The sequence below is a fragment of the [Clostridium] fimetarium genome, from assembly GCF_900111235.1.
GTDB classification, from domain to species: Bacteria; Bacillota; Clostridia; order Lachnospirales; family Lachnospiraceae; genus Clostridium_N; species Clostridium_N fimetarium.
The window spans coordinates 171,516-194,877 of the sequence record NZ_FOJI01000003.1 but is presented as its reverse complement, the minus strand read 5'-3'; the positions used below and the strand labels follow the sequence as shown (position 1 = coordinate 194,877).

General features: G+C 33.6%; 19 protein-coding genes and 1 tRNA gene. 18 read left to right on the top strand and 2 right to left on the bottom strand.

The window, feature by feature from the left end; translation table 11 throughout:
• Positions 1-29 precede the first annotated feature (29 nt).
• Together BMY18_RS05295 and BMY18_RS05290 are read left to right on the top strand one after the other, a co-directional pair.
• Positions 30-102 (top strand) — tRNA-Thr (locus tag BMY18_RS05295).
• A gap of 94 nt (positions 103-196) precedes the next feature.
• On the top strand, positions 197-1,507 hold the full coding sequence (locus tag BMY18_RS05290; protein ID WP_092451327.1) for a hypothetical protein: 1,311 nt from the start codon (positions 197-199) through the stop codon (positions 1,505-1,507).
• 8 nt (positions 1,508-1,515) lie between these two features.
• Here BMY18_RS05290 and BMY18_RS05285 read toward each other — a convergent pair whose 3' ends face one another.
• Positions 1,516-2,262 (bottom strand): M15 family metallopeptidase, encoded by a 747-nt coding sequence (locus tag BMY18_RS05285; RefSeq protein ID WP_092451325.1) that lies wholly within the window; start codon positions 2,260-2,262, stop codon positions 1,516-1,518.
• 198 nt (positions 2,263-2,460) lie between these two features.
• Here BMY18_RS05285 and BMY18_RS05280 point away from each other — a divergent pair, with 198 nt between their 5' ends.
• The 10 genes from BMY18_RS05280 to BMY18_RS05235 all read left to right on the top strand — a co-directional run bounded on the left by BMY18_RS05280 (position 2,461) and on the right by BMY18_RS05235 (position 13,072).
• Positions 2,461-4,785 carry a cyclic nucleotide-binding domain-containing protein gene (locus tag BMY18_RS05280; RefSeq protein WP_139197215.1) on the top strand — a complete coding sequence of 775 codons (2,325 nt, stop codon included), beginning with the start codon at positions 2,461-2,463 and terminating at the stop codon, positions 4,783-4,785.
• Positions 4,786-4,835: 50 nt separating this feature from the next.
• Complete coding sequence (locus BMY18_RS05275) at positions 4,836-5,609, top strand: LytR/AlgR family response regulator transcription factor (RefSeq protein WP_092451322.1); 774 nt, start codon at positions 4,836-4,838, stop codon at positions 5,607-5,609.
• Positions 5,569-6,828 carry a sensor histidine kinase gene (locus BMY18_RS05270; protein ID WP_092451320.1) on the top strand — a complete coding sequence of 420 codons (1,260 nt, stop codon included), beginning with the start codon at positions 5,569-5,571 and terminating at the stop codon, positions 6,826-6,828. The genes BMY18_RS05275 and BMY18_RS05270 overlap by 41 nt, the downstream gene beginning before the upstream one ends.
• Positions 6,829-7,290: 462 nt before the next feature.
• A complete protein-coding gene (locus BMY18_RS05265) occupies positions 7,291-8,097 on the top strand; it encodes a hypothetical protein (RefSeq protein WP_092451318.1) in 807 nt (268 codons plus the stop codon).
• 454 nt (positions 8,098-8,551) lie between these two features.
• Positions 8,552-9,361, top strand: coding sequence for a nitroreductase family protein (locus tag BMY18_RS05260; protein WP_092451316.1), 810 nt, complete (start codon positions 8,552-8,554; stop codon positions 9,359-9,361).
• A 6-nt stretch (positions 9,362-9,367) separates the two neighbouring features.
• Positions 9,368-10,210 (top strand): hypothetical protein, encoded by an 843-nt coding sequence (locus tag BMY18_RS05255; protein ID WP_092451315.1) that lies wholly within the window; start codon positions 9,368-9,370, stop codon positions 10,208-10,210.
• A gap of 21 nt (positions 10,211-10,231) precedes the next feature.
• Positions 10,232-10,798, top strand: a complete 567-nt coding sequence (locus BMY18_RS05250; RefSeq protein ID WP_092451313.1) for a hypothetical protein — start codon at positions 10,232-10,234, stop codon at positions 10,796-10,798.
• A complete protein-coding gene (locus tag BMY18_RS05245; protein WP_092451311.1) occupies positions 10,799-11,560 on the top strand; it encodes a hypothetical protein in 762 nt (253 codons plus the stop codon).
• Positions 11,544-12,392: a hypothetical protein gene (locus BMY18_RS05240; protein WP_092451309.1), complete on the top strand. Its 849-nt coding sequence runs from the start codon at positions 11,544-11,546 to the stop codon at positions 12,390-12,392. The genes BMY18_RS05245 and BMY18_RS05240 overlap by 17 nt, the downstream gene beginning before the upstream one ends.
• Positions 12,393-12,412: 20 nt before the next feature.
• Positions 12,413-13,072 (top strand): ATP-binding cassette domain-containing protein, encoded by a 660-nt coding sequence (locus BMY18_RS05235; protein ID WP_092451307.1) that lies wholly within the window; start codon positions 12,413-12,415, stop codon positions 13,070-13,072.
• Positions 13,073-13,206: 134 nt separating this feature from the next.
• Here the strand turns inward: BMY18_RS05235 and BMY18_RS20985 are convergent, their stop codons facing one another.
• Positions 13,207-13,383 carry a hypothetical protein gene (locus BMY18_RS20985; RefSeq protein ID WP_170841305.1) on the bottom strand — a complete coding sequence of 59 codons (177 nt, stop codon included), beginning with the start codon at positions 13,381-13,383 and terminating at the stop codon, positions 13,207-13,209.
• Positions 13,384-13,559: 176 nt separating this feature from the next.
• On the opposite strand from BMY18_RS20985, the gene BMY18_RS05230 reads away from it, so the two are divergent.
• The 6 genes from BMY18_RS05230 (at position 13,560) to carB (ending at position 23,172) form a co-directional block, all read left to right on the top strand.
• Positions 13,560-14,069, top strand: coding sequence for a shikimate kinase (locus tag BMY18_RS05230; RefSeq protein ID WP_092451305.1), 510 nt, complete (start codon positions 13,560-13,562; stop codon positions 14,067-14,069).
• Between the two features lie 92 nt (positions 14,070-14,161).
• The gene (locus BMY18_RS05225) at positions 14,162-15,823 is read left to right on the top strand and encodes a glutamine--tRNA ligase/YqeY domain fusion protein (RefSeq protein ID WP_092451303.1); all 1,662 of its coding nucleotides are present in this window, start codon (positions 14,162-14,164) and stop codon (positions 15,821-15,823) included.
• A 24-nt stretch (positions 15,824-15,847) separates the two neighbouring features.
• Complete coding sequence (locus BMY18_RS05220; protein ID WP_092451301.1) at positions 15,848-16,708, top strand: DUF2225 domain-containing protein; 861 nt, start codon at positions 15,848-15,850, stop codon at positions 16,706-16,708.
• Positions 16,709-16,745: 37 nt separating this feature from the next.
• Positions 16,746-18,725 carry an LTA synthase family protein gene (locus BMY18_RS05215; protein WP_092451299.1) on the top strand — a complete coding sequence of 660 codons (1,980 nt, stop codon included), beginning with the start codon at positions 16,746-16,748 and terminating at the stop codon, positions 18,723-18,725.
• A 172-nt stretch (positions 18,726-18,897) separates the two neighbouring features.
• A complete protein-coding gene (locus tag BMY18_RS05210) occupies positions 18,898-19,968 on the top strand; it encodes a carbamoyl phosphate synthase small subunit (RefSeq protein ID WP_092451297.1) in 1,071 nt (356 codons plus the stop codon).
• 3 nt (positions 19,969-19,971) lie between these two features.
• Positions 19,972-23,172 carry a carbamoyl-phosphate synthase large subunit gene (carB, locus tag BMY18_RS05205; RefSeq protein ID WP_092451295.1) on the top strand — a complete coding sequence of 1,067 codons (3,201 nt, stop codon included), beginning with the start codon at positions 19,972-19,974 and terminating at the stop codon, positions 23,170-23,172.
• Positions 23,173-23,362: the final 190 nt, after the last annotated feature.

Here is a 23,362-nt window from a genome sequence, read left to right as displayed (position 1 = left end):
ACCATACATAAGATATGTTTATGCGGTATGCTGCCATGGCTCAGCAGGTAGAGCGCCACCTTGGTAAGGTGGAGGTCACGGGTTCGATTCCCGTTGGGAGCTTTAAAGATGCAGATAAGTTAGATGTTCTAATAGTTCAAAAATGAGAAGGCACCTTATTAAGGGTGCCTTTTACAAATCTGATAAGGAGATAATATTGAAAAAGTATAAAAAAAGAATATTTTTAAAATTTGGATTTGTTATTTTTCTATGTATGATTGAGTATTTTGTAGGGTTTTCTTTTAGTAGTAGGGCAAATACTCGTATATTCCCTAATGCTACACAGATATCACAAGAAGAGAGACAAGCACTAGAGAGACAAGCACTAGAGAGACAAGCGCTAGAGAGACAAGCACTAGAGAGACAAGCACTAGAGAGACAAGCATTAGAGACACAAGCGTTAGAGGAAGAAATTTTAGATACAACTGAAGTTCGTACAGAGGCAGAAATAGAGTCAACAAGAGTCGAAGAAGCGAAAACTGCTGCAGAAGATACATCATCAACCACAGCACCAACTAGGGTTAGAACGCTATCTTCAGAAGTGATTGCATATGATGGCTTATTGCGTTCGATAACATGTTGGGGTGACAGTTTGACAGAAGGAATAGGCACAGGGCCCAATTATCCGATTCTGACAAATATTAAAGTAAATGGAATAAGTATAAACATAAACGGTAAAACAATGCCATCAACGCTTGGGGAACTTACCAATTTAACAGTATATAATATGGGCGTATCTGGAGAAGATAGCAGGACGATTGCATGCAGACAAGGCGGACTGAAAATGTATGTCAATGATATTACGATTCCAGACAGCGGAAGTGTTTCAATCAGTCAGATAGTATGCGAAGATGGTTATTTAGTTGATCCAAATATAAATGGAAGTTATGGAGAAAAAGAATGTTTTGATGCCTGTTCAATTGGCGGTATAGTTGGAAAACTAAGTTATGATTGGAATTCAGAAACATTTTTGTTCACAAGAATACAAGACGGATCAGAATTAGTTATTTCCATTTATACGCCTATAATTACACCACCATCAATCGAAAGAAAGGGCGATATTTTAATTCTGCAAATGGGCAACAATGGTGGATATCTGGGCGACTATGATGTGCTGATAGCACAGTATGATGCAATGATTGAATATAATCAGTGTAAATATTATATAATTGTTGGAGATACGGATTACACTGCGGCTTATAGAGCAGATTGGGAAAATGCATTAAAGTTGGCTTATGGGGATCATTTCTTAAATATGAGACAATATCTAGTGGATTTTGCAAATGATGGATGGTTAAAGGCATTCGAAATCCCTGAAAGCCTTGATGATTTCATTCAGCTTGAGAACGGGGAAGTGCCTTATTCATTAAAAGTTTGGGATGAATCGCATTTGAACTCTTATGGATATTGGATTGAGGGTAATGCAATATATGATAAGGGCTGTGAACTTGGATATTGGGGATATTAAGAAGAATATTAATTTCTAACAGGCGGCAAGAAAGTTTCGTCTGGTTCATACAAATCAACATCTTCATAGTGCCACCACTCATTTGAATATCCTTTAAAACCGCAATTTGTCATAATGGTTTCTAGTAATATTGCATGATCAGCTTGCTCTAAAGAAACATCTGAATAGTCACGATTTGCTTTTGCTGTAAAATCGTCAAAAGCAGTTGGCATAGTTACTTCAGTGCCATCTAATTTAACGATTGTAATATCGACAGTGTTTCCAATATTATGACTTGTATATCCATTCTTGGGATTTGCTACATAGTTCCCATTTGGATATGCGTTCCATAAGGCAACTTGTGCTTCAAATGGACGAAATGCATCCCATATTTTAATGGTATATCCCTGATTTAATAATTGTTGTTGGGCATTTTGCAACTTTAATGTGGTGCCATAGCGTAAATATGCATCCGTAAAATTATAAATGATACAACCAGTAAAGTTATCTAAAGTAGAATATTTCAAATCGATTACAGCATTTGGAATATAATCTATGATTTTCACAAAATCCGAATTCTTATGAGTGATTATTTCTTTAGCACTATCTGTAGTAAATTCTTGAATGTTTACCGTTGCACCACTAGTTATATTTGGGGTATTTGGTATCGTTTCACAAAGACTAGTTTCTTTATTTTTTGAATCCAATTTTGTACAAGCAGTTATTGAAAATGATAATAATAAGATACACATATATAGTATAATTTTTTTTGACATTTCCCCTCCTAGCTAATTTCTATAAATTAAGTGTATTATACAATAAGAAAAAATGAAATGCAAAGAGGAAACATTGAAATGCATAGAGAAAATAATGAATGCAAGGAAGAACCATTGTTGAAATAGGGTGTTTGGTGTATAATTATAAATAGCAATATACTAAAAGTAGAGGTAGGTAAAATAAGCATGGGAGCCAGTTTGAATGTAGGCAATTTGAATCAACTTAAAGCAGGTTCTGTGATATATAAACAAGGCGAGATTGTAGATACTATTTGTGTGATTTTAGAGGGTAGAGTGATCGCATACAATCAAGGAATTAAAACAATCATGAGCGTAGGAAGCTTTATTGGTATAAGCGATATTTGTGAAAAGGTATATATAACTAACTATATTGCTTATGAAAATATAACGCTTTATGCATTTCAAATAAATGATAAAAAAGATATTAAGAAAATCATGAATTTTAATAAGGACTACAGTGGCTTGATGGTTTGCAATCTTAATAAGTATATTACAGATTTGAGTCGTATTACTACAGCACTAACAACTATAGTTGATGAAACATATCGGTTTATACATGAATTACATCAGGAATTCATTGACATATGCAGCATGAATGGACATGTTTCCACTATTTTTAGTCAAAACAATGAAATTGTGAAATATGAGAGTGCATATATTTTTGATAGTCATGATTTAAAATATTATGAGGAGTGTTTACAATTACCTGAAGATATTCAAAAGACATATTTTTCATGCAATTCAAATCTTTCGTATTTACATGTTGTGAAACAGTCTGAATTAATTAATAAATTAATTAAAGAAAGTATTCATATGGCAACATATATAAAAGAAATTTTTGAAATCATATTTAGTGATAAAGAGGAGTGCATTTTCAAGGAACTTTCAAAGATTGCATTAGATATCAAAAATGCTGGTGGTAGTAATGATGATCTAATTGTTTTGCTTAGTAGAATGATTACAAAGATAAATATAACCGACAGGTTATTATCTGAAAAGTCAGGTTGTAAACTTAAATATGATAAAAAAATAATGGAAGGTATATATTCATCAGTCATTTCAGGAACGAATGAAGATGGAGAAAGCAAAGAAGCTGAGATAAATTTATCAAACAGTTCAGCAGAAACTGCCATTAATGAGCTAAGAAATTCCTTAGAACAGATATTAACTTATGCCGAAATTGAAGAAGAAGAAAAAGATGAAATAAAGCAACTTATCGTAGCATTTAGTGAGCTAAAAGATAAGACATCTATCAGTGAAAATGTACGTATTATAAGAAAGAAAATAAATGAGACATTTTATGAATTGTATTTAAAAGTATATTTAAAAACTTGTCAGCAAGAAGTGTTAAGTAGAGTCATCGAGTTATTTCTAAACTATGGCTTTGTGGAAGAGACTCTTTTGACAACTGCTCAGTGCGTGGAGCTGTACTATCTTAAGGATGAAAATGAAAAACAGGGTAATTGTTGCGTATATACTTTTAAAGAGTGGCTTGATGAGATATATGCAGGCAGAAAAGAACCTTCAAAAAATGAATTTGACCTTGAGTATAATGAAAACTTAAGAGAAATAAAAAAATACAATCAAATGTCAGCTGCTGAAGAAAACGATTATTTAACAAATCCAATAAAAAAAGTTGGATATGAAATCAAAAATATCTTTCGATACAATAACAGGCTGGTGAATGGACAAGTTAGTATATTTGTACCAATTCTACATGAAGGAATCATTATCAAAACAATGAGTAAAATGCTCAATACAAGAAATAAAATCAATCTAGAAATAGATCATTTGGTATCAATCGATTATTCCGCGTTTTATAGAGAAGTTCTATTCTATGATGCGTCAAGAGGAATACCGAAAGAGTATATCGTAAAACAGGCATTTCCAGACGTCATATTACTGCCAACTGTTGGATGCAATAGTGTTATGTGGCAGGAAATAGAAGGCAGAAAAAGAGATACTAGTGGCAGATTTTTATTTCCTATATTTGGGGAAACAGATTTGTTTGATATGCTTGTGAAAGCAATCGGCAGATTTCGATTTGAGTTGTGTAGGACAATTGAAGGTATCTCATGGAACGATGTAAGAGAAAAGTCTCTAACTTCAGACTATTCAGATTACATTCAATCATACAGTAAAAATAGAGATTTATCTGAGGAACAGAAAATAAAAATCAAGCATCAGGTACAAAGAGGAAGAAGTAACGTTAGAGAAATATTTGTATCAGATTATATTACTTGGATACAAAATGAGTCACAAGGGTATTTAAGGCTGAACAAAATCGCAAGGACAATCTTAGCTACCTATTGTCCATTGGCAAAGGAATTAAGAGAGCGCAATTCGAAGCAACCTCTATTTGAAGAAGCGATGGCTAGATATATAAGAGATAAGCAAAAGAAGTTTCGGGAATGTAGTATGAGTATTAAGAAACTAGAGAAAGAACATATTGAGATTCCGGTGGAACTGGAAGAGACGTTGAAGTTTTATGGGGAATTATAGTAGGTTGATTGATTCTGACCTAAAAGTAGTAATCTGCAGGGGGAGTTTCAATGCTGAGATTTGCAATATGTGATGACGAAAAAACATTTAGAGAAGTTGAAACAGAGACTATAAGCAGAATAATGAAACAGAAATATGAGCATGTATCATATGGAATTATTCAATATCATTGCGGGAATGATTTGATCAAGGATTATGTTAATAATAAGTTTGATGTAATTTTTCTCGATATAGAATTGGGAGAGGAAAATGGCTTTGATGTTGCATCCAGTCTGACAAAAATCCGAAATGATACGAACATCGTTTTTGTAACCACCTATGAAAATCTGGTATTCGATTCATTTGTATTTAGACCATTAGGCTTCGTTAGAAAACGAGCTTTCGAAAATGAATTTGAACAGGTAATGTTTCGAATGGTCCAATATTTCGTAGATAGTAACCAGATGATTATATTTGGAATGGGAAAAGAGAAGTATGAATTTTTGTTAGATGAGATAAGAACGGTATGTTCTTACAAGCATGATATCATTGTGAGCAGTGAAAACGATGATGTTACGATACGTGATCAGTTATTAAAATATGAAAATGAATTATTAAAAAAGTCATTTGTGATTGCAAGCAGAGGTTATATGATCAATCTGAAATATGTAAGGGAAATTGATGGAAAAACACTATATTTATTTAATGATAAATTTGTTGAAATAAGCAGAAGCCGACTGAAAGAAGTGAAAGATGGTTTCAGAGACTATCAGCTTAAATATGCAAAAGGGAGAATAAAAATAAATGGGCTCAATGATACCTTACCTGTTTCTGATACTGAGTAATGTTTGTATTGGAATGCTTATTATATATTGTATGAATGAAATATTTGTAGGACAATTAACAAAAAAACTATATACAGTATTTCTGGAAATAATTGCGATCATTGGGATATCAGCGATATACATAATAACCTTTAAAAGTGGATTTGTAGAAATGATTATTCTACAGTCGCTCACCGTGATCATATACATTAGTATATTTTATGAAGAATTAATGCTGAAAAAGATAACAGAAGCATTGGTGCTGATCAGTCTATTACTTACTGCATTGAGTGCACTTGATAATCATGGAGATGTAATTTCGAATTTGGCTGGAAAGGAAGCAGAGATGTGGAGCCTTTCTGCAGTGTTTTTGCTTGTTCTATTATCAGTTGCCATACGTAGAAGATATGAAATCAACCTAAATGATAGTGAATTGACAGTAGTGTTAGTCAGCATAATAGTTGTTATATTTATTTCTATAAGTAAAAGCGTCACGGTGGTAATTAATGAAATAGATAGAAGTTTTGGTTTTATCCTGTGTTTGCTATTTATTATGATTGCATTTCAAGCAGTCGTTGGAAGCATCTGCACTACATATCAGAAAAAAGTTGATAAATGGTTTTTGAATTTATCTTATGAGCAAAATATATCTGAAGTAGATAGAATACAGCATATGTACGATGAGGCAAGAAAACTTCGCCACGACATAAAACACTGTATTGTATCTGCCAATTATCACATAGACCACGAAGAATATAGCGAAGCGAAACAATTCCTAAACAACCTTATAGAAGAAAAAGTGGATGCAATGGGGTATGTTAAGTATTGCAACAACAGAGTGCTTAATTATATGATTAATGACAAATTTGAAAAATGCAAAAGGAACGATATTGAGACGAAATGCATTGTAAATGGAGAAATTAACACTATTTCTGACCTAGATATGAGTATCCTTTTGGGAAATCTTTTAGATAATGCAATCGAAGCTGCAATACAGGCAAATCCTGCTAGTGTGAATTTGGAGCTATATGTAGATGATAATATTAATATCATAATTGAGAATTCGATTAAAGGTACAATGATAAATAGTAAAGATGCATTTGTAACGACCAAACAAGATAAGAAAAAACACGGATTTGGAATGCAGAGTATAAGAGATATAGTAAAGAAATATAATGGAACAATTCATTATGTGGAGGAGAATAACAGAATGGTTTGTAGGGTGGTAATTCATAAATAATAATAGCATAAGATTTTTTTGCTTTTCAACTTCGCATTTTATATTCAACCGTTAACTTGTTTTGCTTTTTACTTGTTAAATTGACAGTTCGTGCCAAAAAACTACAGTTCGTGCCAAAGGTATTGAAATATAATAAAATAGGATTATTATTAATTTATAGTTTTGCAACTTAATAAATAATAATTAGAGGTATAGTATGCGAAGGAAAATTAATGTAAAAAGATTCATTTTACTACCTATCTAAATAAAATAGGTCATAGATATAGTCTATGGCCTATTTATTTTAGGGAAATCAACTATTAAAATAGAAAGATTAATATTAGTAATCACAGTATGCAGAAAATGAGTATATCAAAGTTAGAATTAAATTTAGAATTTAATTGAATATGAAAATTTAAATAGAAACATTTATGAGTCTTTAATATTTGTGGCATTTGTAGAATAAAAAGATGGAGCCGAGTGATGAAAATAGTAAAACGGTCAATTGCGTCTATAAGTATTATTGCACTAATTATAAGTGCTGCATTAGGAATTCAAAAAGGCCTGTTTGATGAATTCTTTAATCAGCTTAAAAACAACGACGTAGCATCAGAAGCTGGTGAGCTTACAACATATAATTCTGCAGAAGCTCAAACGAAAACTGCTTCAGATACAGGACAAAATGCGGCCGCAAATGCACCGAAATTGGCAACATTTGATGAATCTCTTTTTTATGATTTAGGTGAAGATATATATTGTAACTATGGCCCGTCAGTTGAAAAAGGTGAAATTATGGTTAATGTAAAGAGTGCTTTTATAAGTGACGAACTAGATCCTGAGTCGTTAAAATTTTTGGACGATCCTGAATATTTTTCGCGTAGGTTAGAAATGGCTCCAGATACCTATCCTAATGGTTATTATATTGTGTCAGTGGAAATCCAATTTACAAATATTGGTACAACGAAGACATCATGGAGCACTGGAAATTGTTATTTATATACTTTTGATAGAAATGGAAAAGTTGATATAAATAAAAGATGGATGGCAACATTTCAAGATGGAAAAATAAGTGGAGGTGGAGTATTTAAAAAGGGTGAAATTTTTCTTCAGCCAGGCGAAACAGCGTTATGTAAATGGACTGATTTGATACGTAAGGAGGCAATTGATAACCTTAAAGATAGAAAGGAACAGTTATATTTTACTCCTTCAAATATGTATTACCGTTCATGGCATGCTTCAAATGGAACTGGCAGATTAGCTTTCGTAGAATTACCTTTGGAAGTTAACTGATTTTAGAAATACTAAATTAAACAAGCAATTATGAATACATCCTTATGCATACTGCATATTTATGATGACGGAGGTTAAAATGGACTGAAATGATAGGCAAAGAAGTCATTTAGAATGTAAAAGATAGAAATGAACAGATATATTTTAGTATTTCAGATATGTATTTCCTGACATGGAGGCCTTCTTATGGGGCAGGAAGATTGGCATTTGTTGAGTTGAAATTGGAGGATAACTGAATTTTAAAATACTAATGTTATATGAAAAATATATATTATTGACCGCACTAAAGATAAAAATGAACAGATTTATTTTGAACCGTTCAATTTTTATTTCCTTATTGGGAATGTTCATATGGCCCGACTAGATTAGCTATTGTAGAAATAAATTTTGGAGGTTACTAATTTTGATAGCCCTAATAGTTGTGTGGTATTTGTTAAATATAAAGGTGGAATGAATGATGAAAATAGTAAAGCGAATAATTGCAGCCACAAGCATCATTGCATTAATTGTATGTACTGTGTTGGGTATTCAAGAAGGTCTCTTTGATGAAATGTTTAATCAATTGAAAAACATGAGAAATACAACTTCGGAAGTGAACGAGTTTACAACATATAATGCATCTGAATCGCAAACGGTGACTACTTCAGATACAGGACAAAATGCAATTGCGAATGCGCCAAGATTAGCAACCTTTGATAAATCCCTTTTTTATAATTTTGGGGAAGATATTTATTTTAACTATCTACCATCAATGGAAACAGGTGAAGTATTGGTTAATGTTAAGCGTGTTTCAATAAATACTGAATTGGAGGCAACTAATTTAGATTATTTATATGATCCGGATGTTTTCTCAAGGTATTTAAATAAACCGTCAAGTATATATTCGAGTGGATATTATATGGTGTCAGTAGAAATTCAATTTACAAACATTGGCATAACAAAGACATCATGGGGAGTGGGGAATTGCAGTATACATATATTTGATAAAAATGGACAAGCAGATACAAGCAAAGGAAGTGGAATAATATATAATGATGGAAAGATAAGTGGGGATGGATTATTTAAAAATGGTGAAATTCACCTTCAGGCAGGTGAAACAGCTTTGTGCAAATGGACTGGTATGCTACCTAAATATATCATTGACGGTGCTAAAGATAAAAATGAACAGATATATTTTGTGCCTTCAAATATGTATTTTCGCTATTGGACGTCTTCCTATGGAGCAGGCAGATTAGCTTTTGTAGAATTAAACTTTGGAGGTTAACTAATTTTGAAAACACTAATAAAAATTGAATTGGAACGAGCATTTAAAAATAAGATATTTTTAATATCAGTTTTAATCGGTATCGCAATTGTTGCATATCATGTGTTTGCATATGTTGTGCCGCAGAGAGTTACAGCAATACCATTTTATTTGAATGTTTATAAGACGAGCCCGCTTAAAGTTGATAGGCTTCCGGGCGTATATTCAGAATGGATTGCAATGAATCAGAATGCTGCAAGGGAAATATTATTTGTAATACTTCCACTGATAGCAGCAGTGCCTTATGGAATATCATTGTTTTTAGATGAAAAGAATAATTATATAAATAATATAGCAGTCCGAACCAAAAAAAGAAATTATTACATTGCGAAAGCCATAGCGTTGTTTTTGTCAGGAGGAGCAATAGCAGCATTGCCATTAGTTGTGTCGTTTTTAGCAAATGCAGTAATTCTGCCATTTGACACGCCAGCATCCTATACTAGCGCATACATGATTTTTGCAACAACTGTTTTTGGGGATGTCTTTTTTAGCAATCCGTTATTATACATAACTATATATATTCTATGGGTATTTGTCGGGTTTGGTCTGTTAAATGTATTCTGCTTCGTGGCAGTGTATATAATGGAAAATAGATTTGCGGTATTAATGGCACCGTTTATTATATATTTCACATCATATGTAATTCTAAATATTGCTGGAATTAAAATTGCTGTGCCATGGTCATATCTTCAGATGAACAGACTTAATTCAGATAACGTATGGCAAGCATGCATTGAGGTAAGCGTATTTATTGCGGTCATCTGTCTTGCAATTGGCATTAGGTGCTCGAAAAACAAGGATATACTATAAGCTGAGGAAAGGGATAAATATATGAAAACAGGAATAAAAACAAGTAAAAAAATGATATGCATTCTTTTGATTAGCATTATAGTAATCGCATGCGGTATCTATATTACAAGTGTTGTCTATGTAAATCATAAGTTCCAAAAAGTCGGCAGAGAAGTTCATCAGGTAAATGAACAGTTTGAATGGCATAACTTTAATGTAACAGTAAATAAATATGAATTAATGACTGCGGATGAGATCAATAAGCGTTGGAGTAGTGCTACAATTGCAGGAGGCTCACTTGGAGACAATGATACAATTATGGTTGCAGAAATACAGGTAGAATATACAGGAGAGGATAGCACAGCTTCTTTTCCAATTACAAAAGTATGCGGTCAGTCAGGGGCATGGAGCAATGCCTCAGAGTATACACTTTTAAATAGTATTAATGACGGATTTAAATGTAAAAAAGGTGAAACACCCACTTTTTACACTGCCATAGATGTAAAACAGATTATGTTTTCCAAGACTGCCTGGAAAACTTACGCCAATAGAGATTATGAACTTGTATTCTCAACATACCCGAATATTGTAAGTGTGGAGTTAAATTAAATGGATAAACATTATAATAGTATATCAAAATATAATATTAAAATCACATGGATAGTGGTAGCAATTCTAGGCGCAGTTGCATTTGTTTTGAATATTCGTTTCTTGTCAAGAGCGACTGCAGTATCCTGCATTCTTGATGGTGTTAGGATTAATATGTATATGGCAAACAGTATCATATTATTCATAATCATATCATTTTGGCATATGCATATTGCAAAAGACGATTTTGCATCTCTCATAGTTGTAAGATATCATAATAGGGCAGAAATATGGTTGAAACAATGCAAAAGAATTGCGGCTTCATGTGCAATGTTTTCACTATACATAGAAATGATTGGAGTCATTAGCGGGATTCAATATAGTGACGATTTACTGAATTGGGACAAGACAAACAGCTATTTCTCAATTGTTACACAAATGACGTCGGAGGTGAAAAGTTGGCAGGTGCTGATAGGGTCATTTGTAAATGTGTGGCTCGCTATGACAGTTGTAATTATGATCGTTATAGGAAGCTATTGGTTATTTAATACGTATATTTGGGGGATGTGCTTGCTAGTAGCAACATCATTTACGGATAGTTGGACAAGTTTACCACCATTTTTCTTGAAGAGGTTTATAGTAAGCAGCAAAGATTGGTGTAGCCCCGAAATTGTAGTGATAAAGATAATTTGCTTGATAGTAATTGCAATACTTATTGTAATGATAGGCTGCTTCATTTCACGCAGAAAGGAATTCATTGGGAATAATGCAGAAAGAAAGTAAAGGATTTGGAACTGTTTTCATCCAAGATATGAAAAGAGGTATGAGGCAAAATAGGATAAAATATTTAGTTATATTATTTTTTACAATTGCTTGCTGCTGCATCATGTATAGAATTTGCCATGGAAAAATAGGCAGAGGGCTTATTGCAGGTATGCCGAATTTTATGGATTATTTACTCTATATTATGCAAGGTTGTTCTGAATTTAAAGCAAGTGGAAACACTGTATTTAATATCCCACCTACATGGATATTCGTGCAGATGATGGCATCATTTCTGGTATTTAGCTATGTAGTCAAAGATCTGGACAAGCAAGGAATGATTATGCTGATTAAGTCAGCGGACAGAACGAAATGGTGGCTGAGCAAATGTATCTGGAACATAGCTACAATCGTTGTAATGTATCTCGTGATTTGGTGTGGCGTTCTAATTGTTGCAGTAAGCACTAATAAAATGGGATTTTTAATTACCAAGGATATTTGCAGGGAAGTATTAGACATGACATTTACACAGGAAGGAATTCAGTATTCACTAATTGTAATGTTTATGCCATTGATTATGAGCCTTGGAATATCTTTGATGCAAATGGCATTATCACTTGTCATAGGGCCTATATTTTCATTTACATTTGTATTAGCAGTGGATATTCTTTCTGTGTATTTTTTAAGTCCCTTCTTAATTGGAAATTATTCAATCATGATGAGAAGTGATTATATCATTAGCAATGGGGTGAATTCTCTTGTAGGGGCATTAATTTCTATCGTTTTGGGGTTAGCTGGGGTAATGTTAGGCAATTTCTATTTTAAGAAATACGATATTTTAAATAAAATGTAAGCGCAGAAATGAGGAATATTATGAAAGTAAAAATTGATAATTTAAGTAAAAATATCAAAAGAGCACCTATACTTGTTGATATGAATCTGGAATTGGAAGGCGGTAAGATATACGGATTTAAGGGAAAAAACGGATCTGGTAAGACAATGCTTATGCGTGCAATTTGTGGATTGATTATACCTACAAGTGGAACAATCGAAATTAATGGTGAAAAATTGGGGAAAGATATATCATTTCCCAGAAGTATTGGTGTATTGATCGAAAATCCATCCTTTATTTCCAACTATACTGGTTTGAAAAATCTTCAGGTATTGGCTTCCATACAGAAAAAGATTGGAGATGAGGATATTAAGAAATCATTGGAAGATGTAGGACTTGACCCTAATGATAAACGTACTTATAAAAAATACTCTCTAGGCATGAAACAAAGACTTGGGATTGCAGCTGCCATCATGGAAAAGCCGGAAATCGTTATTTTAGATGAGCCTATTAACGCCTTAGATGAATCAGGTGCAGAACTAGTGAGAGGGATTTTGTGGAAACTTAGAGATGGTGGTTCAGCCATTATCTTGGCTTGCCATGATGCAGAAGAATTAAAATTCCTTTCAGATGAGATATATACAATTAGTGAAGGCAAAATCGTAGGACATGATATTGTCGCAAAAGAGACGGCAAGTTAAAATAGCTAGAACATTTATAATTGTCAAATGAAAATAATATTAAAGAAATAAAAAGCAGATAATAGAACAAAGTGGTCCCAAGCAAATGAATATACGCTTGAGACCACTTCTTGTTTTTACATTTGCAAAATAAATTATTGAAGGTTGTTATTTTCTTGATCATGGTCCAAATTGTAATAATAACGTTCCTTTTCTTCCTTGCAAGAAAAGGTGTCGTTTTGTAATTTATTTAAACCATACATGAAGTCGGGTGGAACAAAACCAAAAGTTTCATCACTTTGAGGAACACCTGTTGCATTTCGACTGTCCATATTAACACCTCCCAAATTTATTATGCACACTAAATTAAAAAATATTATAAACATTGAAATTGATGCATGCACGGTGTATTCTATATTGAGTAGAAATAGAAATCGTTATAGATTAAAAGGTTATAGGTTACCTTTAGCAACCTAAATTTTATTGTATAAGGAATACGTAGGAAAAAATGAATAATATAATTTTAATCGGTATGCCAGGAGCAGGGAAAAGTACAGTTGGAGTTGTTTTAGCCAAAGTTTTAGGATATAAGTTTTTGGATTCTGATTTGGTTATTCAGGAAAAAGAAGAGAAACTGCTATCACAGCTCATTGAAGAATATGGTGATGCTGGATTTATAAAAATCGAAAATGATGTTAATAAAAGTATAGAGGTTGACCATACTGTAATAGCAACAGGTGGAAGCGCAGTTTATGGAACTGAGGCGATGGAACATTTTAGAAGGATAGGCACAGTTATATACCTTGAGGTCCCTTACAAGGAGATTGAGAATCGTGTAGGCAGTCTTAAGGACAGAGGTGTTGTGTCCAATGGTAAAACGAAGATTGAAGACATATATTCAGACAGAATTGCACTATACGAAACATATGCGCATGTAATTATTAAAGAATGGGATATACCAATTAGGGAAACAATCGAGAAAATTCTGGGTTGTAAAGAGCTTGAGAATAGGCTATAATGAGAAAAATTGTCAATTTAAAGTCGTTATATGTGTTTATTTTGAATTTGAAAGTGAATAATTAGAAAAACGTATTGCAGGAGGATTTATAGATGGAATTGGAAACTACTTCAAAGAATTTTATAGAGCAGATTATTGATAAGGATATCGAGGAAGGACATTGCGAGGTTGTAAAGACTCGTTTTCCACCAGAACCGAATGGATATCTTCATATAGGACATGCGAAGTCAATTTTACTTAACTATGGACTAGCTGTCAAATATAATGGACAGTTCAACATGAGATTTGATGACACGAATCCTACAAAGGAAAAAGAAGAATTTGTTGATTCTATCTTAACTGATATTTCCTGGCTTGGAGCAAAGTGGGAAGGACCAGTATTGTTTGCTTCTGACTATTTTCCTAAGATGTATGAAGCTGCAGTTACACTTATTAAAAAAGGAAAAGCTTATGTATGTGATTTAACAGCAAGTCAGATGAGAGAATATAGAGGAACACTTACAGAACCAGGAATGGACAGCCCCTATAGAAATCGTTCAATAGAAGAAAATCTTGAACTTTTTGAAAATATGAAAGATGGCAAATTCCCTGATGGAGAAAAAGTGCTTAGAGCAAAGATTGATATGTCTTCACCTAATATTAATATGCGTGATCCAATTATCTATAGAGTTGCCCATATAACACATCACAGAACAGGGGATGCTTGGTGCATCTATCCAATGTATGATTTCGCACATCCAATTGAAGATGCGATTGAAGGAATTACACATTCTATTTGTACTTTGGAATTTGAAGATCACAGACCATTATATGACTGGGTAGTAAGAGAATTAGAATATGAGAATCCACCGAAACAAATTGAATTTGCGAAGCTATATTTAACAAATGTTGTTACCGGTAAAAGATATATTAAAAAACTCGTTGAAGAGGGTATTGTTGACGGATGGGATGATCCAAGACTTGTATCACTTAGTGCACTTAGAAGAAGAGGATTTACACCAGAGTCAATTAAGATGTTTGTTGAATTAGTTGGTGTTACGAAAAGCCAAGGTTCTGTTGAATACCCAATGCTTGAATATTGCATTCGTGAAGATTTGAAATTAAAATCAAATAGAATGATGGCAGTTCTTGATCCAATCAAGTTAATCATTGATAATTATCCAGAAGGTCAAGTAGAATATTTTGATGTTTTGAATAATCAGGAAAATGAAGAACTTGGTTCAAGAAAAGTACCATTTAGTAAAGAGTTATATATTGAAAGAGATGATTTCATGGAAGAGCCACCTAAGAAATATTTCAGATTATTTCCAGGTAATGAAGTGAGGCTTATGAATGCATATTTTGTAAAGTGTGAAAGTTTTATAAAAGATGAGAATGGTAATGTCACAGAGGTTCATTGCACTTATGATCCAGCAACGAAGAATGGTCTTAACTTTACGGAAAGAAAAGTAAAAGGTACCATTCATTGGTTATCAGCGGGGCAAGCACTAAAAGCTGAAGTAAGATTATATGAAAATATTATTGATGAAGAAAAAGGTGTATATAACGATGATGGGTCAATCAACATTAATCCGAACTCGGTAACAATATTAAAAGATTGTTTTGTTGAACCTGATTTTGCGAAAGCCAAGAGCGAAGAAAAATTCCAGTTTGTAAGAAATGGTTATTTTTGTGTTGATTCTAAAGATTCAAAACCAGAAAGCCTTGTTTTTAACAGAATTGTTTCACTAAAGAGCTCCTTTAAAATAAATTAGTAATTCAGGAAGGAATATCAGCAAATGGATAATTTATTATTTGGATTAGAAGAACTAGGAATAACGAAAACGAATGGCGTTGATATTTTTGGGGAAGAAAAAGGGGATAGTCGTCTAAAAACGAAGATAGAAGAATCGACTGTATCTGAACAAAAAGAATCTGATTTCTTGTTTGAAAAAACGATGACATGCCCAGTATGCGATAAGTCCTTCAAGACCAAACAAGTTAAGATAGGAAAACCTCGGTTTATTGGTACAGATAGTGATTTACGCCCTCGTTATGAAGGCGTGGATACTGTTAAATACGATGCGGTTGTATGTCTTCACTGTGGTTATGCTGAACTCATGAGAAATTTTAATAGTATATCTTCAAGACAAATCAAAGATGTTAAAGAAAACATCTGCAACACCTTTAAAGGAATCACCAATGAACTTGGAGAATATTCTTACCCTGCTGCTTTACAAAGATATAAATTGGCACTTTACAATGGTGTAGTTAAACATTCAAAGTTAAGCGAAAGAGCTTTTATATGTTTGAAAATCGCATGGCTATATCGTGCCCAAATTGAATCACTATCAAAAGATACGGAAGATTATGCGAAAGTAGCAAGAGAATATGCAATCAATGAATTAATGTTTACGAAGAATGCATATGAAGGATTTTTCAAAGCAATTGAGAAAGAGATGCCTCCTATCTGTGGTATGGATGAGACAACCGTGAATTATATGTTGTCTGATTTAGCAAGAAGGTGCCAGGATTATGAAAATGCAGAAAAATTTGCTTTTGCAGTATTAAGTTCGAGATCAGCATCTGCTAAAATAAAAGAAAAAACAAGAGCTGAACTAGAAATCATTAAAAAAGAAAAAGCAAGTAGTAATAAATAATATTTAAATCTACTTGAATTTATGAATTGGAGTAAGTGTGAAAGAAAAATTGAAACCATTTGTCAAAAGAAAGTTGCAATCTGAATTACTGCAAATTGCATTAATTGGAATTATATTGAATTTGATAATTGAATGTTTAAGCAGAAGAAGTTTGATGGGAGTATTAACACCATTTACGAATCCTATTATATTTATTTATAATGCATTTATAATTATGACTACACTTTCTTTGGCACTGTTAATTAAAAAAAAGATATTTACATATACACTAGTTAGCGTATTGTGGTTAGCTTGTGGAATTACTGATTTTGTTGTTTTAGCAGCAAGAAAGACTCCGTTTACTGCAATGGATTTGTATCTGATTAAGGATGCGATTAAGATTATTCCAATATATATGAACACTTTTCAAATTGGAGCGACTATTTTGGGGATTGTTTTGGTGATTGTGGCTCTTGTTATTTGGTGGTTCAAGTCACCGATATATAAAGGTAAGATGAATTATTTTAGAAGTGCTGCAAAGTTTGGAATTATGGCTGCGGGCTTAACCTTGGCAACGAATGCTTTACTTTTAAATAGTATGTTGGAAGATAATTTTGGAAATTTAGGAAATGCATATAAACAATATGGATTTGCTTATTGTTTTTCATGTAGTGTACTTAGTAGAGGCATTAGTAAACCAGATAATTATAGTGTTGAAAGTATACAGCAGTTAAAAGCGCAGATTGAGAGTAATAGTACTGAAAAAGAAAATGAGCAACCTAACATTATATTTTTACAGTTAGAGTCATTTATGGATCCTAACCTAATTAAGGGAGTTACTTTTTCCGAAAATCCAGTACCTAACTTTGAAGAATTAATTAAAAATTACTCTTGTGGATATTTATGGGTTCCTTGCGTTGGCGCAGGGACAGCGAATACTGAATTCGAAGTTCAGACAGGAATGAATATTGATGATTTTGGACCTGGCGAATATCCTTATAGAACGGTAATGCAAAGTACTGCTTGTGAATCAACAGCATACAATCTCAAAAAACTTGGATACACGGCTGAAGCAATTCATAATAATGATGCAACTTTTTATGATAGATATAAAGTGTTCGCTAATCTGGGATATGATACATTTACTTCTATTGAATTTATGAATGTTACTGAAAAGACACCAACTGGATGGGCTAAGGATAAGATTCTTACTAGTCAGATTACGCAGGCATTGGATTCGACCCAAACGAAAGATTATGTATATTCAATTTCTGTGCAAGGACATGGGGATTACCCAAGTACCTTTCCAGCCGGCTTCACCCCTAAAATTACTGCACAAGGATTCTTTGATCTTGATGCAACACAAGCTTTTGATTATTACATCAATCAATTAAATGAAATGGATACATTTATTAAAGAACTCACTGACGAATTAAGCAAAAGAGATGAAAAAACAATACTAGTGCTGTATGGTGATCATTTGCCAGGATTCTCATTTGAAAATGAAAATCTAAAAAATGCAGATATCTATCAAACACAGTATGTTATATGGGATAATTATGGTTTGCCAGGAAGAGATTTGAGCTTACAAGCTTACCAATTGTCAGCTCATGTACTTGATAAGATTGGTATTACAGAAGGTATTGTAACAAAGTTTCATCAAAAACAAATGGGGACAGCAAATTATTTGAAAGATCTAAAATTGTTGGAATATGATTTGTTATATGGAGATTGTGATGCTTATAATGGTATTAATCCATTTAAACCAACAATATTGCAGATGGGTACTAACAAGATTTCAGTTGAGAAAGCTTATAATTATAAAGATTATTTTTGTATAGAAGGCTCTAATTTTAACGATTTTAGTGTTGTAATGGTAAATGGAAAAGAGTATAGCACAGAAGTAATTAATGGTGATTTATTAAAAGTAAAAGATTATAATTTAAAAGATTCAGATATAATATATATCATACAAAGAGGCGAAGATAAAATAGAACTTAGTAGGACAAAAGGGTTTTTATATAAAAAATCACCATAGCAGTATATGGCCTATTAATATTTTTGCAAAGGTTTAAATAAAGTCCTTGAAAAAAACCTTGGAATATGATAGAATTTATCAAATCGAGAAAGAGGACATAACTGCGCGTTTGTCTTTTTTTTTGAGTAATTTTAGGAAGTACAACAATCGAAAGGGAATAAAGGTGGAATTCATGAATGCTTATTTGATACTTGAAGATGGAACTGTATTTGAAGGGTCTAGTATAGGCTCAACCAGAGAAACTATCAGTGAAATCGTATTTAACACATCAATGACTGGGTATTTGGAGGTATTAACAGATCCATCTTATGCAGGTCAAGCTGTAACAATGACATATCCATTAATCGGAAATTACGGTATTTGCCATAAAGACATGGAGTCATTAAAAGCGTGGCCAGATGGATATATTGTAAGAGAACTTTCTAGAGTTCCTAGCAATTTCAGAAGTGATGACACAATTCAAAATTTCCTGAAAGATAATGATATTCCAGGTATCTGTGGAATAGATACAAGAGCCCTTACTAAGATACTTAGGGAAAAGGGAACGATGAACGGTATGATTACGACTGATGAGAATTATAGTTTGAATGAAGTTATTCCTAGAATAAAAGCGTTTAAGGCAACGAAGGTTGTTGAAAAAGTTACTTGTAAAGAAAAATCAGTTCTTTGCGGCGAAGGCAAGAAAGTTGCACTGATGGATTTCGGTGCTAAAAATAACATTGCACGTTCCCTTAACAAAAGAGGATGTGAGGTTACAACCTATCCGGCACGTACTAGTGCAGAGGAAATTCTGAAATCTAATCCAGATGGAATTATGCTTACAAATGGACCTGGAGATCCCAAAGAATGTGTTGAAATAATTGAAGAAATTAAGAAACTATATAATAGTAATGTCCCAATTTTTGCAATTTGCCTTGGACATCAACTTATGGCGCTTGCAACTGGAGCAGATACACATAAATTAAAATATGGACATAGAGGTGCAAATCACCCAGTCAAAGATTTACAAACTGGTAGAGTATACATCTCATCACAAAACCATGGTTACGTAGTAGATGAAGGTACATTGGATGCAAATGTTGTAATACCTGCATTCGTGAATGTTAACGATAAGACAAACGAAGGTCTTGAATATATTGGAAAGAACATTTTCACAGTTCAGTTCCATCCAGAAGCTTGTGCAGGTCCACAAGATACAGCATATTTATTTGACCGTTTCATAAATATGATGGAGGTGAAATAGCACATGCCAAAGAATAATAGTATTAAAAAAGTTTTAGTGATTGGATCTGGCCCAATTGTAATTGGTCAGGCAGCGGAGTTTGATTATGCAGGAACACAAGCTTGTCGTTCTCTGAAAGAAGAAGGAATTGAAGTCGTTTTGGTTAACTCTAATCCAGCTACAATTATGACGGATAGAGATATTGCTGATCAGGTATATATTGAACCACTTACAGCTCAGATGGTTGAGCAAATCATATTAAAAGAAAAGCCAGATAGCGTGTTACCTACACTTGGTGGACAGGCTGGACTTAATCTTGCAATGGAGATTGAGGAATCAGGCTTCTTTAAAAAACATGGCGTTAACTTAATAGGTACTACAGCACTTACAATTAAGAAGGCAGAAGATCGCCTGATGTTCAAGGAAACGATGGAAAAAATCGGTGAGCCTTGTGCACCATCACTTGTTGTTGAAAATGTTCAAGATGGTGTAGCATTTGCTGAAACAATTGGTTATCCAGTTGTTCTTCGACCTGCTTATACACTTGGTGGCAGTGGCGGTGGTATCGCTGAAACCGTTGAGGAATTAGAGGATATCCTTGCAAATGGACTTCGTCTAAGCCGTGTTGGTCAGGTTTTAGTTGAAAGATGTATTGCAGGCTGGAAAGAAATCGAATACGAAGTAATGAGAGATAGTAACGGAAACTGTATTACTGTATGTAATATGGAAAATCTTGATCCTGTTGGCGTTCATACAGGGGACAGTATTGTTGTCGCACCATCACAGACACTTTCCGATAAAGAATATCAGATGCTTAGAACTTCAGCGATTAATATCATAAATGAAATTGAAATCACTGGTGGATGTAATGTCCAATACGCACTTCACCCAACAAGTTTTGAGTATTGCGTAATTGAAGTGAATCCTAGAGTTAGCCGTTCTTCAGCACTAGCTTCCAAGGCAACTGGTTATCCAATCGCCAAGGTTGCAGCTAAGATTGCACTTGGATATACACTTGATGAAATTACAAATACAATTACAGGAAAGACTTATGCAAGTTTTGAGCCTGCACTAGATTATTGTGTAGTAAAGATTCCAAGACTTCCATTTGATAAGTTTATTACAGCAAAGAGAACGCTTACAACTCAAATGAAAGCAACCGGTGAAGTTATGAGTATCTGTACGAACTTTGAGGGCGCTCTCATGAAGGCAATCCGTTCACTTGAACAACATGTTGATAGCTTGATGTCGTATGATTTCACAGCTCTTTCAGAAGAAGCATTGAAAGAACAACTTGCAGTCATTGATGATAGAAGAATCTGGGTTGTTGCTGAGGCTTTAAGACGAGGTATGGATCCTGAAATCATGCATGAAATCACGAAAATTGATTTATGGTTTATAGACAAGCTTGCAATTATCGTTGAGATGGAAAAAACACTTAAAACACAGCCACTTACAAAAGAATTATTATATGAAGCGAAAAGAATTGAATTCCCAGACACTGTAATTGGTAATCTTACAGGTAAGACTGAGAAAGAGATTAAGACGCTTCGAAATGAATATAACATCAGAGCAGCATACAAGATGGTTGATACTTGCGCAGCCGAATTTGAAGCTTCCACACCTTATTACTATTCATGCTATGACGGAGAAAATGAAGCAGTTGAAACAAAGCCAGAAAAGAAAGTTTTAGTGCTTGGTTCAGGACCTATTCGTATTGGACAAGGAATTGAATTTGATTATTGTTCTGTACATTGTACTTGGGCATTTAAAAAAGAAGGCTACGAAACAATTATTATCAATAACAATCCTGAAACAGTAAGTACTGACTTTGATATTGCAGATAAGTTATATTTTGAGCCACTTACTCCAGAAGATGTTGAAAGCATTGTTGAAAGAGAGAAGCCAGATGGTGCAGTAGTACAGTTTGGTGGCCAAACTGCAATTAAGTTGACGGAAAGCTTAATGAAGATGGGCGTGCCTATATTTGGTACAGGCGCAGCAGACGTTGATGCAGCAGAAGATAGAGAATTATTTGATAAAATACTTGAAGAATGTGAAATTCCAAGACCTGCAGGTGGTACAGTATATACCTGCGAAGAAGCAATCAAAGTAGCGAATAGACTTGGATATCCAGTACTTGTTAGACCTTCTTATGTACTTGGTGGACAAGGTATGCAGATTGCTATTTCAGATGAAGATGTTACAGAATACATGGAAATTATCAATAGAATTCAGCAAGAGCATCCAATACTTGTAGATAAATATCTAGTAGGTAAAGAAGTTGAAGTGGATGCAGTATGTGATGGAGAAGATGTCCTCATACCAGGAATTATGGAGCATATCGAAAGAGCTGGTATCCATTCAGGAGATAGTATCTCCGTATATCCAGCACAGACCCTATCGATAAAAACAATAGATACAATCGTAGAATATACAAGAAGACTTGCAAAAGCACTTCATGTAAAGGGCCTTATTAATATTCAATTTATTGTAGCGAATGAAGAAGTATTCGTAATTGAAGTAAACCCTCGTTCAAGTCGTACGGTTCCTTACATTAGTAAAGTAACAGGTATTCCTATTGTAGAACTTGCAACAAGAGTTATCGTTGGAAATAAAATTAAGGATTTAGGTTATACACCTGGACTTCAAAAGAAATCAGATCACATCGCAATCAAGATGCCTGTATTCTCTTTTGAAAAAATAAGAGGCGCTGATATCAGCCTAGGGCCAGAAATGAAATCAACAGGCGAATGTCTTGGTATATCCAAAGACTTCAATGAAGCGCTATATAAAGCCTTTCAGGGAGCTGGAATTAACCTTCCAAAGTACAAACAGGTTATCATTACTGTTAAAGATGAAGACAAAGAAGATATTATTGAAATTGGAAGAAGATTTGAAGCGCTTGGATACAAGATATTTGCGACAAGAGGTACTGCGAAAGCCCTTAATGATGGTGGAGTAACTGCAATCAAAGTCAATAAAGCAGAGCAGGAAGCACCAACACTTCTTGATTTAATTCTTGAACACAAAATTGACCTTGTAATTGACACTCCTTCGAATGGTGTAGATAAAGCAAAGGACGGCTTTATTATTAGACGTTATGCAATTGAAACGGGAATTCACTGCTTAACAAGTCTTGATACAGTGAATGCATTGCTTACAAGTCTTGAGCATGCGCAGAACAATAAAACATTATCAATGGTTGATATTTCTAAACTATAAATATTACGAATTGAGGAATGCTTATAGTAGGAAGGATGAATTGCAAGCAAGCTTGCAATTCATCCTTTTTGGTTTAAGACGGTCACCTAAGGAGATAGCATAAGGCGATTACATCTGTAATTATCATTGCGATGCATAAAAAAATGTGATATTCTATAGAAAGTATGAATAAAGCGAATCAAAGATTCGC

Coding starts and splice junctions, on each gene's coding strand:
- BMY18_RS05235 (WP_092451307.1), top strand. CDS start 12,413: ATGAAAGTAAAAATTGATAATTTAAGTAAAAATATCAAAAGAGCACCT.
- carB (WP_092451295.1), top strand. CDS start 19,972: ATGCCAAAGAATAATAGTATTAAAAAAGTTTTAGTGATTGGATCTGGC.
- BMY18_RS05260 (WP_092451316.1), top strand. CDS start 8,552: ATGATGAAAATAGTAAAGCGAATAATTGCAGCCACAAGCATCATTGCA.
- BMY18_RS05210 (WP_092451297.1), top strand. CDS start 18,898: ATGAATGCTTATTTGATACTTGAAGATGGAACTGTATTTGAAGGGTCT.
- BMY18_RS05230 (WP_092451305.1), top strand. CDS start 13,560: ATGAATAATATAATTTTAATCGGTATGCCAGGAGCAGGGAAAAGTACA.
- BMY18_RS05285 (WP_092451325.1), bottom strand. CDS start 2,262: ATGTCAAAAAAAATTATACTATATATGTGTATCTTATTATTATCATTT.
- BMY18_RS05225 (WP_092451303.1), top strand. CDS start 14,162: ATGGAATTGGAAACTACTTCAAAGAATTTTATAGAGCAGATTATTGAT.
- BMY18_RS05265 (WP_092451318.1), top strand. CDS start 7,291: ATGAAAATAGTAAAACGGTCAATTGCGTCTATAAGTATTATTGCACTA.
- BMY18_RS05270 (WP_092451320.1), top strand. CDS start 5,569: ATGGGCTCAATGATACCTTACCTGTTTCTGATACTGAGTAATGTTTGT.
- BMY18_RS20985 (WP_170841305.1), bottom strand. CDS start 13,383: ATGGACAGTCGAAATGCAACAGGTGTTCCTCAAAGTGATGAAACTTTT.
- BMY18_RS05245 (WP_092451311.1), top strand. CDS start 10,799: ATGGATAAACATTATAATAGTATATCAAAATATAATATTAAAATCACA.
- BMY18_RS05250 (WP_092451313.1), top strand. CDS start 10,232: ATGAAAACAGGAATAAAAACAAGTAAAAAAATGATATGCATTCTTTTG.
- BMY18_RS05220 (WP_092451301.1), top strand. CDS start 15,848: ATGGATAATTTATTATTTGGATTAGAAGAACTAGGAATAACGAAAACG.
- BMY18_RS05275 (WP_092451322.1), top strand. CDS start 4,836: ATGCTGAGATTTGCAATATGTGATGACGAAAAAACATTTAGAGAAGTT.
- BMY18_RS05240 (WP_092451309.1), top strand. CDS start 11,544: ATGCAGAAAGAAAGTAAAGGATTTGGAACTGTTTTCATCCAAGATATG.